Here is a 12,401-nt window from a genome sequence, read left to right on the forward strand (position 1 = left end):
TGGCCGTGCGGGTGATCAGTCGGTCGTGCGAAGATTTTCGGAGAGAATTGCGGCCGCGACGGCGATGTCTTCTTCGAGGGATGCTCGAACCGCCGAACCGCTGTGCTGCTGCAACGCGGCAACGATCCTGCGATGCGCATCGTTCGACTGCGGGATGTAGCGATCGGCCTGCATCAACAGCTTGATATAGGGCCCTACCCGCCCCCAGAGGTCGCGGATCATGTTGAGCAGGATCGGCGCACCGGCATGCTGGTAGATGGCGAAATGGAAGGCCTCGTTCAGCGTGAGGTAGGCCCTGGCGTCATCAGCCTCGACGGCGCGCTGCATGCCGTCGAGCGTGACCTGCAGCTCAACCAGCCCGCTTTCTGTCATCCGCGAGGCGGCCATCTCGCCCGCCAGCCCCTCGACGGCGATGCGGATGCGCGTCAGTTCCTCGAAGGCAGGCAAGGATAGCAAGGGCACGATGACCGAGCGGTTGTTCTGCATCTCGAGCAGGCGCTCGGCGACAAGCCTCTGCAGTGCCTCGCGGATCGGCGTCGTCGATATCCCGAACGTCTCGGCGAGCTTGCGGATGACCAGTGTCTGGCCTGGGCTGAAGCCACCTGAAATCAACTCCTGCTTGAGCGCGCCATAGGCGCGGTCGTTCAGGGTCTGATGTTCAAGCTTCAGCATGCGCGGCCCGCTCCGGTCACCAGTTCGACAGTGCGCGATCGAGCGTCTCAGCCAGTTGCTCGGCATTGTCCCTGGCGAACGGCAGAGGCGGCCTGATCTTCAGCACATTGCCGCGCGGACCGCAGGAGGAGATCAGCACGCCATCCTCGCGCATGGCTTCGACAACCGCCGATGTCTTGGTGGCGGCCAAGGCTTCGTCGCCTTCCGCCGTCAACTCGACGCCGAAATAGAGGCCATTGTGTCTGACATCACCGACCATAGCGTGCCGGCTCTGCAGGGCGCTCAACAGGTCAGCTGTATAGGCGCCGACCATGCGCGCATTCTCGATCAGACCCTCGCCTTCGATCACCTCGAGCACGGCAATGCCAACGGCCGCCGCGACCGGATTGCCGCCGAAGGTGTTGAAGTAGCCGGTGTTGGAGCCGAAGGATGAAACAAGCCACGGTCGCACCAGCACCGCGCCCATCGGATGGCCGTCGCCGATCGGCTTGCCCATGGTGACGACGTCGGGCTCGAGGCCATAATTGGCAAAACCCCATATGCCCTGGCCAAGCCGGCCGAAGCCGGACTGGACCTCGTCGGCGATGACGATGCCGCCAGCCTTCCTGACGTGATCCGCCGCCTCGCGCATGACAGCCGCATCGGGGAAGAAAATGCCATCGCTGGAGAAGGCCGAGTCGAGCAGCAGCGCCGCCGGACGAATGTTCTGCGCACGCATATCCTCGATGGCGGCCGCGACATTCCTGGCGAAATCGCGTGCGGCGCGGCCATGGTCTCGGAACGTGTCCGGCGCTGCCACGGTCCGGTGGTGCGCGGGCACGCCCTTCGCCCCGACCGCTGCAGGTGACAGCTGCGCGGTGGCGATCGTTGCACCGTGATAGGCGAAGTCGGTGATGATGACGCCGCTGTTGCCAGTGGAATGCTGGGCGATGCGGATCGCGAGATCATTGGCCTCGCTTCCGGTGCAGGTGAACATGGCGTGGCCGAGATGGGCCGGAACGGTGCCGAGCAGTTTTTCCGCGTAGTCGAGGATGATCTCGCTCAAGTAGCGCGTGTGCGTGTTGAGCGTGGCGGCCTGGCCCGACAGCGCCTCGACGACGCGCGGATGGCAGTGCCCGACCGAGGCGACATTGTTGTAGGCGTCGAGGAATTTGCGCCCCTGCGCATCGTAGAGCCAGACGCCGCTGCCGCGCACCAGATGGATCGGGTTGCGGTAGAAGGCGCGGTAGGTCGGCCCAAGCAGTCTGGCGCGACGCTCGAGCAGCGCGCGGTTGGATGCCGTCGCGTCGGCGTTTGCAGGGTTTGGCGAGGATTGGGACACGAGCATCTACTCCGGATTGGAATGGTCGAGGAAATAACGGCGGGCATCGATGGACGACAGACCGTCCAGCCGTTCGAGCGAGGCCCAGACTTCCGCGCCGTGGCGCAGGACATAGTCGCGTTTGGCTGGGAAACGTTCCGCCTGCCAGGTGGCGATGTTCACGATGAGCGCAAGGCGGGCGCGGATCAGATTGAAAAGAATGCCGATCTCTTCGACCTCGAGCGGCTGCACCGATTGATAGCCGGCGACGAAGCGCGCCGCCGGCGCCAGTGGATGGCCTTCCGCCGGCCAGCGATAGACGGCGCCGATGGCGAGGTCACAGATCAGCGGCGAGTGGATCATATCGCCGAAATCGAGGATGCCGCTCACGACTTCCGGCCGCGAAGCGTCCATCACGACATTGTAGGAATTCATGTCGTTGTGGACGATCTGGGCGCGCAATTTCGGGATGACCGGTGCCGCATGCGCCTCGAAGGCGTCGATCGCACGTTCGACCATGGCGCGCCGGCCAGCGTCAGTGATGTGCGCCAGCATCGGCCGTGTCTTGGCGACCTTACGGATATCCCAGAGCAGGTCGCTGCCGGCCGCCGGATGGAAGAAGCCGCGCAGCGCCCGACCGAGGCGACCGAGGAAGATGCCGAGATTGCGATCCTGCGCCGCTGATGCCGGCGAGCGCGAAAGCAACTGGCCGGGCAAATAGGTGACCAGCCGGATGATACGCGGCGCCGACCCACCGACGCTGACCGTGAATTGGGCCTCGCCTTGCAGGCTTTTGCGTACCGAGGGAACCGGCAAGGCTGGGTCGACCGCCAGGATATGGTCGAGCGCCTTGTTCTGGAAGTCGGTGAAGCCGACCTCCTCGGCTGGGTGGGAAACCTTCAGGACGAACTCGCCGTCGCCTTCGGTCTGGATGTGGAAATTGTGGTCGCGTTCGCCCGGCAGCGGACGCGCGCTACCGACGAGGCCATAGTGCCGGCGCAAGATGGCAAGCGCGTCGGCGATCGAAACGTCGGGCGCGTCCTCGGCGAGCGTTTCACCGAAACCGTCGGGCACGGCCGCATTCATGCGCTCACCTCCGGATCGAGCGGCTCAAGGCCGCACCAGTCGGCGATGAACAGCGCGATGGTCTGGGTGACCTTGCGCACCGAATCGAGATCGACAGCCTCGTCGTAACCATGCGGCATGCGGCAGATCGGGCCGTATACGATCGCCGGCGTGTCGGCATAGAGGCCGAAGAAGCGCGCATCCGTCGTCGCCGAGGTGACGTGTTCCGTCAGCGGCTCGCCCCACACGGCGACATGGCTGCGGCGCAGCACGGCTTCCATCTCGTCGGCGCCCTCCAGTACATAGCCCTCGGCCATGAAGCCATTGTAGGTCATCTTGGGCGGGCGATTGGCCAGGAATGGATCGGCACGGGCCGCATCGGCGATGCAGGCTTCGAGCTCGGCCCTGGCATCTTCGAGCTTCTGCCCGGGATAGGTCGCGACCCGCATCTCGAAGACACAACGCGCCGGAACGCTCGATGTCCATTCGCCACCTTCGATCTTGCCGAGATTGAAGCGGATCGGATGCGGGTGATCGCAGAAATGCGGATCATCGACTTTGCGCGCATTCCAGACGATTTCGAGCTGCTTCAGTGCCTGGATGATGACGAAGGCCTTCTCGATGGCATTGGCGCCGGCCGAGAAAGCGCCCGAGGCATGCTGCGGATCGCCGTCGACCTCGACCCTGAACCAGATCGGTCCGACCTGCGCGCGCATCAATCGCGGTTCCAGCGGCTCGGGAATGAAGGCGGCATCGGCGCGGTAGCCGCGCTGCAGGCAGGCAAGCGCGCCATTGCCGGTGCACTCTTCCTCGACCACCGACTGGAGATAAACCTTCGCGGCCGGCTGATAGCCGATCCTGCGCAAGGCGGCCAGCGCGTAGAGACAAGCCGACAGGCCGGCCTTCATGTCACCGGCGCCGCGGCCGTGCATCCAGCCATCCTCGATGGCCGGATCGTAGGGATCGCGCACCCAGCGGTCGAGCGGCCCCGTGGGTACCACGTCGATATGGCCGTTGAGGATCAGCGAGCGGCCGGTGGCGTTTCTCGGCGTGTGGGTGGCAACGACATTGAAGGCGTCATCGTAGGACACCGCCACGGGAGAAAACCCCGGCAGGTCGCGGATCGCATCGACATCGACACGCCACATATCGACTGCATAACCATCGGCCTCATAGGCCGCTGCCATGAAGGATTGCGCCGCGTGCTCCTCGCCGCGTTGGGAGGGAAAGCGCACGAGGTCCGCCAGGAATGCGACTTGCAGCGCGAAGCCGTCATCGACCGCGCGCAAAATGGCTTCGTCGGCAATTCGCTCAGGCATGGATATTCCGCTTTCTCGTGAATGGTGTATCATATCTCATATGCCATTTCGTGGAAAGGCAAGGAGACAGGTCGGGCCAAAACTATGGCCCAACCCGGGAACCTCTTGGCAGGCGGGCTCAGAGTTGGCATCAGCTTCCTGCATGCCGGCGAAACCGCATGGCGAAGATCGAGGATAGATGCTGGTCACCGAAGGCCCATTGCCGGATGAAATCACCGATCTCTCGGCCGGTTACCGGCGCGTGCCGGCCGGCAAGATCGTCAATGCGGTGACATGGATGGAAGCGTGCGCACCGGTGCCGGGTCTCGCCCAACCCCTGGCAATGACCCGGATCACCAAGCCCGACAGTGCCGCCTACCGAACGATCTTCCTTGAGATCGGCGCTCCCTGGCTGTGGGATCGCGCCGCCGAAATGTCGGATGCCGAAGTCGCCGCGCATTTCGCCGACCCGCGCCAGAATCTCTACTACGGCCATGATGAAAGTGGCGGCCATGTCGGCATGGTCGAATTCCGCGTGGCGGACGGCAACGAGATCGAGATCACCTATTTTGGCCTGTTTCCTTCCTTGACCGGCCGGGGTCTCGGCAAGCGGCTGATGGCGGGAGCGCTCGACCAGGCATGGCGCCTCGGCCCCCGCCGCATCTGGCTGCACACCAGCAGCATCGACCATCACAGCGTCATCGGCTTCTACCGAGCTTGCGGGTTCGAACCCTATGCGGCGGGGTTCGAAATCACCGACGATCCCCGGATCAAGGGAACCCTGCCGCGCGATGCGGCCCCGCAAATCCCGTTGATCGAAACGGAATGGGTGCCCGGCGCCAGATGAGACCGTCTTCGCAACCTGCCAGCCTTTCGTCGTCACACCATCGCCGGTGGGTACGGCGCGAAAGCATCCTGTCGAGGCTGGAGCGGCACATCGACACGCGCATCGTTCTGTTCGCCGCGCCCGCCGGTTTCGGCAAGTCGACGACGATGGCACAGTGGGCCGCGGAAGTCGCGCGTCTGGGCCGACTAACCGCATGGTTCTCCTGCGAGGCCACGGACAATGACGAAGGCGCCTTCCTGTCGCATCTGGTGGGCGCGTTGCGCCATCTCGTCCAGAACCCGGCCGAACTCGACCTCGCCTTCCAGTCGAGCCCGATCCCGCAGCTCGACGTGGTGCTATCGGCTCTTGTAGCGGGTCTTGCCGCGCGCGACGCCGACATCACCCTGTTCTTCGACGACTACCACGCCATCGAGGCGCCGGTGGTGAAGCGGTTCATGGAGCGCCTGACGAGGCAGGCACCGGCCAACGTCGCCTTCGTCATCGGTTCGCGCAACCTGCCAGACCTGCAACTTGGCAAGCTCAGGGTGCTTGGCGACGTTTTCGAAATCGGCCCGGACGATCTGCGCTTCGCCTCTTCCGAGGCCGAGGCCTTCTTCAACGACAAGCTGGGCCTGAGCGTCAGCAGCGGCACGGTGGAAACCTTGTGTTCACGGACCGAAGGCTGGGCCGCCGGCCTGCAACTCGCCTCGCTTTCACTGAGTGCGGCGCATGCGCCAGAAACCGTCATCGGCAATTTCACCGGCGCCAACCGCAACGTAGCCGACTTCCTGATGGGGGAAGTGTTCCTGGAGCTGCCGCCGGCCCTGGCGAAATTCCTGCTCCACAGTTCAATCTTCGAACGTTTCAGCGCCGAGGCCTGCCGGGCCGTCTTGCGGGCGGTGGACGCCGAGGCCGACATCACCGAAATCGAGACCCGCAACCTGTTCCTGGTGCCGCTCGACGAGGAGCGGCGCTGGTTCCGCTATCATCACCTGTTTCACGACTTCCTCAGCCGCGAAATGGAACGGCGCGAACCGGAGATGATCGCGCCGCTGCACCTGGCCGCCGCCGAATGGTTCGGCGAACGCAAGATGCTCACCGAGGCCATCGGACACGCGCTCGCTGCCGGCGACCAGGCGCGCGCGGCGGTGTTCGTCGAAAATAATGCGCTCGAACTTATCGCCCAGTGCCAGCTGCTGTATGTGCGGCAGTTGCTGGCACTGCTGCCGAGGAAACTGGTCGACCACCGCATCCGGCTGCAACTCATCGTGCTGTGGCTGGCGGTGCACTCAAGCCAGCCCGAGATCGCCCAGCAGACACTCGCCAATGCGCGCAAGCTCGTCGAAACCGGGCCGGCCGACGGCAAGGATCCCGGTACACTGACCGGCACCACCATCGAGGCCGAGATCGCGGTCCTCGATGCCGCCGTGCACAGCACGCTGGAGCAGTTCGAGGCCGCGCGCGATACCGCGCTGTCCGCCCTGCGCATCATCGCGCCGGACGCCTGGTTCATGGAGGGCGCGACGGCCAACGTCATCGGCTACAACCTTTATGCGCTGGGCGATCTCGAAGGGGCTCGGGCGGCGGCGGACGCCGCGCGCAAGGCGCATGAGCGAAGCGGCAGCCTGCTCGGCGTCACCATCGCCAACTGCTACATGGCCGTCATCGAGCGCTCGGCCGGCCGCCTGCCCGCCGCCGAAAGGCTGCTGCGCAACACGATCATCGAGGCCAGGACGCGCATCGGCGCGAACTCATATGCCGAGGCGCTCGCCGGAACGCTGCTTGCCGAACTCGCCTATGAGACCAACGCATCCGGCGAGGCGCTGACATTGGTCGAAAATCTCGGGCCGCTGATCGAGGGCGCCGCCGTCATCGTCTATCCGCTGGCCAGCGTGCCGACCTATGCCCGCGTGCTGCAGCTTACCGGTCGTGGCGACGCGGCACTCGACATGCTGGAGCGCGTCTACCAGCGTGTACGTGGCTCAGTTTATCGCCGGCTCGCTTCGGTGCTGGTACATGACCGCATCAGGCTGCTCATCGACCAGAGCCGCGTCGCCGAGGCACGCGCTTTGCTGAGCGAGCATCGCCGCGAAAGCGCTGAAACCGCCCCCACTGTCGCCAACGAATTCGAGTTCTTCGCCGAAGGCAGGCTGCTGACGGCGGAGAAATCCTATGCTGCGGCGGCGGCGATTTTTGACACGTTGCTGGAGCGAACGAAAAGCAGCGGACGCATGCGTCGCCACATACTGGCGCTGATCCTGCGCGCCAGGAGCGCCGGCCACGACCAGCGCGAAGCTGATCGCCATCTCCTCGAAGCGTTGCGCCTTGCCCAGCCTTCCGGTTTCATCCGCTCCTTCGTCGACGAGGGCAGGCCTGTCGTGGAAGGGTTGATGCGGCTGCGCGCCGCGCAAGCAAAGACCGAGCCGTCCCTGTCGGCCTATGCAACGCGCATCATCCATGCCGCGCAGACCATGCCTGTGCCAACGCGCAAGCCGGCCGCGCCCGTGCCCGAAAAGGAACAGCTGACCCAGCGCGAGTCCGAACTGCTGCGCTGCCTGTCGGAAGGCATGTCCAACCGCGATATCGCGGTCGCGCTGTCGGTGAGCGAAACGACGGTGAAATGGCATTTGAAGAACATTTTCGGCAAGCTCTCCGTATCGAACCGCGTCCAGGCCGTGCGCGCCGCGCAGGCGGCCGCCGATCTTCGCCCCCCTTCGAAAGGAGGGGCATAGACATCTGGCGCAACCCCCTCTTTCGGGTCGGGCCATGGTATAGTTAGCCTGCTAGCGTCATCCCGGATTGCAGAGGACGCTGCGCATGGCGACAGGTTACGTTTTTCACGAACAGCTGATGTGGCATGACACCGGCCCCAGCGCCGACATGATGCCTCCCGGCCGTTTCGTGGAACCCGGACGGCATCTGGAATCGCCAGGGTCGAAGCGCCGGCTCAACAACCTGATCCAGGTCAGCGGCCTGGGGCGCCATCTGGTGCCGATCATTCCCGAGCCGGTGACGGTCGAGGACCTGCTGCGCGTGCACACGCAGCGCCACGTCGACGATATCAGGACACTGAGCGAGCGCGGCTCGGGCTTCGCTGGCCCGCAGGCGCCGATCGGCTTCAACAGTTTCGACATCGCCCTCTTGTCCGCCGGCACCACCTATGCGGCAATGCGCGCCGTGCTCACCGGCCGTGTCGACAACGCCTATGCGCTGGCGCGCCCGCCGGGTCACCATGCCGAGCCCGACCAGGCGATGGGCAACTGCCTGTTCTCCAACATCGGCGTCTCCGTGCGCCGGCTGCAGCATGAAGGCCTGCTCGGTCGCGCCGCGATAGTCGATTGGGACGTGCATCACGGCAACGGCACCGAGACGGTGTTTTATTCCGATCCATCGGTGCTGACGATTTCGCTCCACCAGGACAATCTCTACCCGACCGGGCGCGGCGCGCTGGCCGACAATGGCAAAGGCGAAGGCGAAGGCTACAACATCAACATCCCGCTGCCGGCCGGCAGTGGCACCGGCGCCTATGAAGCGACCTTCGACCGCATCGTCGCCCCGGCGCTGCGCGCCTTCAAGCCGGACCTCGTCATCGTGGCTTCCGGTTTCGATGCGTCGGGTTTCGATCCGCTCGGCCGCATGATGCTCAACAGCGAATGTTTCCGGCGCCTTGCCGCGCGCATGGTGGCGCTGGCCGCCGAGACGTCGCAAGGACGCCTGATCATGACCCATGAAGGCGGCTATTCCGAAGGCTATGTACCGTTCTGCGGCCATGCCGTCATCGAGACGCTGGCAAATCATCGCACCGAAGTGGTGGATCCCCTGTCGGATCATATCGACGAATGGGCGGGGCAGGACTTGCAGCCGCATCAGGCTCAAGTGATCGATGCCGCCGAAGGCCTGCTCGCCGGCCTGCGCCAACGCCTCGCAAGTGCTGCCTGACACGATGGATTTTCTGATCACCACGCTCCTCAACGCGCTGACGCTGATCAGTATACTGATGCTGGTCGGGCTCGGGCTGGCGATCAGCTTCGGCCTGATGAACGTGACCAATCTGGCGCATGGCGAGTTCGTCACGGTCGGCGCCTTCGCGGTCTATTTCGTCCAGAGCATCGGCGGCTCCTTCTGGCTGGGGCTGGCCGCTGCCCCCATCGCCGGCGCGGTGGTCGGCTGCATCCTGGAATTCGCCATCATCCGCCACCTCTACTCGCGGCCGGTCTCGACCGTGCTTGCCACCTGGGGCGTCAGCCTGATCCTGCAGCAAGGGCTGGAACTGACCTTCGGTCTCGGCGCCAAGCCCGTGACGCCGCCAATCGAGGGCACGTTCGACCTCTTCTTCACCGTCTATCCCGCCTACCGGCTGATCCTGATCGCCATCGCCATGCTGACCTTGCTCGGCGTCGTGCTGCTGATCAGCCGGACATCCTTCGGCCTCGACATCCGCACCGTCATCCAGAACCGCGAAATGGCCGAGGGCGTCGGCATCAACACGCGGCGCACCTACGCCATCGCCTTCACCTTCGGCGCGGCCATTGCCGGGCTCGCCGGCGGGCTGGTCGCGCCGCTGGCGATCGTGCTGCCGCAGATGGGCGTCAACTATCTCGCCAATGCCTTCTTCGTCGTCATTGTCGGCGGTGTCGGTTCGATCGGCGGCCTCGTCGCCGGTAGCGTCTTCGTCGGCGGGCTGACCAGCGTGCTCAACTACCAGATCTCGCCGTCGCTGGCGCAAGCGATCGTGCTGCTCGCAGCCATTGTCGCCGTACGGCTGCGACCCAACGGCCTGTTCAACGGAGCGTCGCGATGATCGCCCGCGACCGCAACTGGCTGCTGGTCTTCGCTGTCTGCGCAGCACTCGCCGTCATCTATCCGATGTTTGCCGATGGCTACCAGCTGACCGTCATCCGCGACGCGCTGATCTTCGGCCTGTTTGCCGCGAGCCTCGATTTCTTCTGGGGCCGTACCGGCATATTGTGTTTCGGTCACGCCGCCTTTTTCGGCATCGGCGGCTACATCATGGCGCTGATCACGCTCAACGACGCGATCCCCTTCGGCAGCCTGCTCGGCATCCTGGGCGCGGTGGCCGGGGCTGCCTTCGTCGCCGCCATCATCGGCTACTTCCTGTTCTTCGGCGGTATCCGCGGCAGCTACTTCACCATCGTCACGCTGGCCATGGGCGTGATCTGCCAGCAGGCCGCGGTCTCCTGGAGTTCTGTCACCGGCGGCGACAGCGGCCTGATCGGCATCCCGCCGATCGAATTCGACATTGGCGAACTACATGTCGATCTCAGCCAGGACCTGCCTTCCTACATCTTCGTTGCGTCCATCGTCGCGGTGGTCGTGCTGGCGCTGTGGTCGATCAGCAGGGGCCGCTGGGGCACGGTGCTGACCGCCATCCAGGACAATGAAGTCCGGGCGGCGGCGCTCGGACACAACGCACCCTTGCGGCTGCTGGTCACCTTCGTCTTGTCCGCGGCAATCGCCGGGCTTGCCGGCGCGCTTTATGTCTGCATGGCCGGGCTGGTGGCGCCCGATCTTTCGGGACTGCTGCTGTCGACCGAGGTCATCGTCTGGGTGGCGGTGGGCGGGCGCGGCACGCTGCTCGGCCCGGTGCTGGGCGCCATCGCCATCCAGCGTGCGCAGCAGACAATCAGCAGCTTCAATCCGAGCCTGTGGCCGTTGCTGCTCGGCTGCGTCTTCGTCATCATCGTCTTCGTGCTGCCGGACGGCATCCTGTCGATCTACGCGCGGCTGAAGAGCCTGTTCAAAGGCAGGAGGCAGGCGCAATGAGCGACGTGCTGCTCCAGGCCGAGAATGTCGGCATCCGCTTCGGCGGACTGCAAGCGCTGGAAGACTTGAACCTGACGGTGCGCGACAAGGAACTCTGCTGCATCATTGGGCCGAACGGCGCCGGCAAGAGCACTTTCCTCAACGTGCTGACCGGCACGCTTCGGCCGACCAGCGGCAGCGTGCGCTTCCTCGGCCACGACATTGCCGGCCTGCCGCTGCATCGCATCGCCCGGCTCGGGATCGCGCGAAAATTCCAGATCCCGTCGGTTTTTCCGAGCCTCTCGGTCGAAGACAATCTGAAGGTGGCACGTTGGGGTGCGCCCTCGCCGGTCCGACCGGTCGGCGAATTGCTGGAACTGGTGGCACTCACCAACCGAGCCGCCACCCTGGCCGGCGAACTGGCGCATGGCCAGAAGCAATGGCTGGAGATCGGCATGGCGCTGGCGATCGAACCACGGCTGCTGCTGCTCGACGAGCCGACGGCTGGAATGACACCACAGGAAACGATGGCGACCGCGCAGATGCTGCTGCGGCTCAAGGGCGAGTTCTCGATTGTCGCCGTCGAGCACGACATCCGATTCGTGCGGGCGCTGAACTGCGAAACGCTGGTGCTGCACCAGGGGCGCCGGCTGCGCAGCGGTCCCTTCCACGACATCGAGGCCGACGAAATGGTCCGCGACGTCTATCTGGGGAGGCGCTGACCATGTTGCGGACATTTGCCGTTTCGGCCGGCTACGGCCTGCTCCCGGTGCTGAACGGCATCGACCTCGGCGTGGCGCCGGGCGAGGTCGTCGGCCTGCTCGGCCGCAACGGGGCCGGCAAGACGACGCTGCTGCGCGTCATCGCCGGCGCTTTGAGGGCCAGCGGCGGCGCCGTGGTTCTCGGCGACCAGGATCTCACCAATGCAGCGGCCTTTCGCCGTGCGCGGGCGGGCATCGCGCATGTGCCGCAAGGCCGAGGCATCTTCAACCAACTCACCGTGCGGCAGAACCTGGAAGTCGGCACGCGTGCCGCCCGTGATCGCGGCGACGGCGGCATCCCGGCCGACATCTTCGGCTATTTTCCGATCTTGCGCGAGCGCGAGGCACAGATCGCGGGCACGCTCTCGGGCGGCCAGCAGCAGATGCTGGCGATCGGCCGCGCGCTCTGCGGCCTGCCGTCGGTGCTGCTGCTCGACGAACCCTCGGAAGGCATCCAGCCGAACATCGTGCAGTCGATCGCCGAACTGGTGCCGCGGATCGCCCGCGAGCGCGGCATCGCGATCGTTCTGGTCGAGCAGAATCTCGATCTCGTTCTCAAGGCGGCGGACCGCTGCCTGGTGATGGAGAAGGGCAGGATCGTGCATGAAGGCACGCCGGAGGCGTTCGCCGACGAGAGCCTGCTGAAGGATTTGTTGGCCCTATGAGGCGCGGCTGAAGCGCGCCTGGGACCTGTTGGCTTTGCAAGGCGTGCATGG

The 12,401-nt window shown here is 65.1% G+C and carries 11 protein-coding genes; 7 read left to right on the forward strand and 4 right to left on the reverse strand.

Annotation, left to right across the window (positions count from 1 at the left end; translation table 11 throughout):
* Positions 1-15 precede the first annotated feature (15 nt).
* The 4 genes from EB231_RS27585 to EB231_RS27600 are packed head-to-tail and all read right to left on the reverse strand — an operon-like array spanning position 16 to position 4,356.
* Positions 16-672 carry a GntR family transcriptional regulator gene (locus tag EB231_RS27585; RefSeq protein WP_172351589.1) on the reverse strand — a complete coding sequence of 219 codons (657 nt, stop codon included), beginning with the start codon at positions 670-672 and terminating at the stop codon, positions 16-18.
* Positions 673-688: 16 nt separating this feature from the next.
* Entirely contained in the window at positions 689-1,999 is a 1,311-nt protein-coding gene (locus EB231_RS27590; RefSeq protein WP_172351590.1) for an aspartate aminotransferase family protein, read from the reverse strand.
* Positions 2,000-3,058 (reverse strand): phosphotransferase, encoded by a 1,059-nt coding sequence (locus EB231_RS27595; protein WP_172351591.1) that lies wholly within the window; start codon positions 3,056-3,058, stop codon positions 2,000-2,002.
* Positions 3,055-4,356, reverse strand: coding sequence for an ArgE/DapE family deacylase (locus EB231_RS27600; RefSeq protein WP_172351592.1), 1,302 nt, complete (start codon positions 4,354-4,356; stop codon positions 3,055-3,057). Before EB231_RS27600 ends, EB231_RS27595 begins: the two co-directional genes overlap by 4 nt.
* A gap of 178 nt (positions 4,357-4,534) precedes the next feature.
* Here EB231_RS27600 and EB231_RS27605 point away from each other — a divergent pair, with 178 nt between their 5' ends.
* From EB231_RS27605 to EB231_RS27635, 7 genes are all read left to right on the forward strand, one after another.
* Entirely contained in the window at positions 4,535-5,182 is a 648-nt protein-coding gene (locus EB231_RS27605) for a GNAT family N-acetyltransferase (RefSeq protein ID WP_172351593.1), read from the forward strand.
* Positions 5,179-7,893 (forward strand): LuxR C-terminal-related transcriptional regulator, encoded by a 2,715-nt coding sequence (locus tag EB231_RS27610; protein WP_172351594.1) that lies wholly within the window; start codon positions 5,179-5,181, stop codon positions 7,891-7,893. Before EB231_RS27605 ends, EB231_RS27610 begins: the two co-directional genes overlap by 4 nt.
* An 85-nt stretch (positions 7,894-7,978) precedes the next feature.
* Positions 7,979-9,100, forward strand: coding sequence for a class II histone deacetylase (locus EB231_RS27615; RefSeq protein ID WP_172351595.1), 1,122 nt, complete (start codon positions 7,979-7,981; stop codon positions 9,098-9,100).
* Complete coding sequence (urtB, locus tag EB231_RS27620) at positions 9,045-9,962, forward strand: urea ABC transporter permease subunit UrtB (protein WP_246740730.1); 918 nt, start codon at positions 9,045-9,047, stop codon at positions 9,960-9,962. The genes EB231_RS27615 and urtB overlap by 56 nt, the downstream gene beginning before the upstream one ends.
* Complete coding sequence (locus tag EB231_RS27625; RefSeq protein WP_172351596.1) at positions 9,959-10,945, forward strand: branched-chain amino acid ABC transporter permease; 987 nt, start codon at positions 9,959-9,961, stop codon at positions 10,943-10,945. The genes urtB and EB231_RS27625 overlap by 4 nt, the downstream gene beginning before the upstream one ends.
* Entirely contained in the window at positions 10,942-11,646 is a 705-nt protein-coding gene (locus tag EB231_RS27630; RefSeq protein WP_172351597.1) for an ATP-binding cassette domain-containing protein, read from the forward strand. The genes EB231_RS27625 and EB231_RS27630 overlap by 4 nt, the downstream gene beginning before the upstream one ends.
* Positions 11,647-11,648: 2 nt before the next feature.
* Entirely contained in the window at positions 11,649-12,350 is a 702-nt protein-coding gene (locus EB231_RS27635; protein ID WP_172351598.1) for an ABC transporter ATP-binding protein, read from the forward strand.
* Positions 12,351-12,401: the final 51 nt, after the last annotated feature.

Source organism: Mesorhizobium sp. NZP2298, from assembly GCF_013170825.1.
GTDB lineage: Bacteria > Pseudomonadota > Alphaproteobacteria > Rhizobiales > Rhizobiaceae > Mesorhizobium.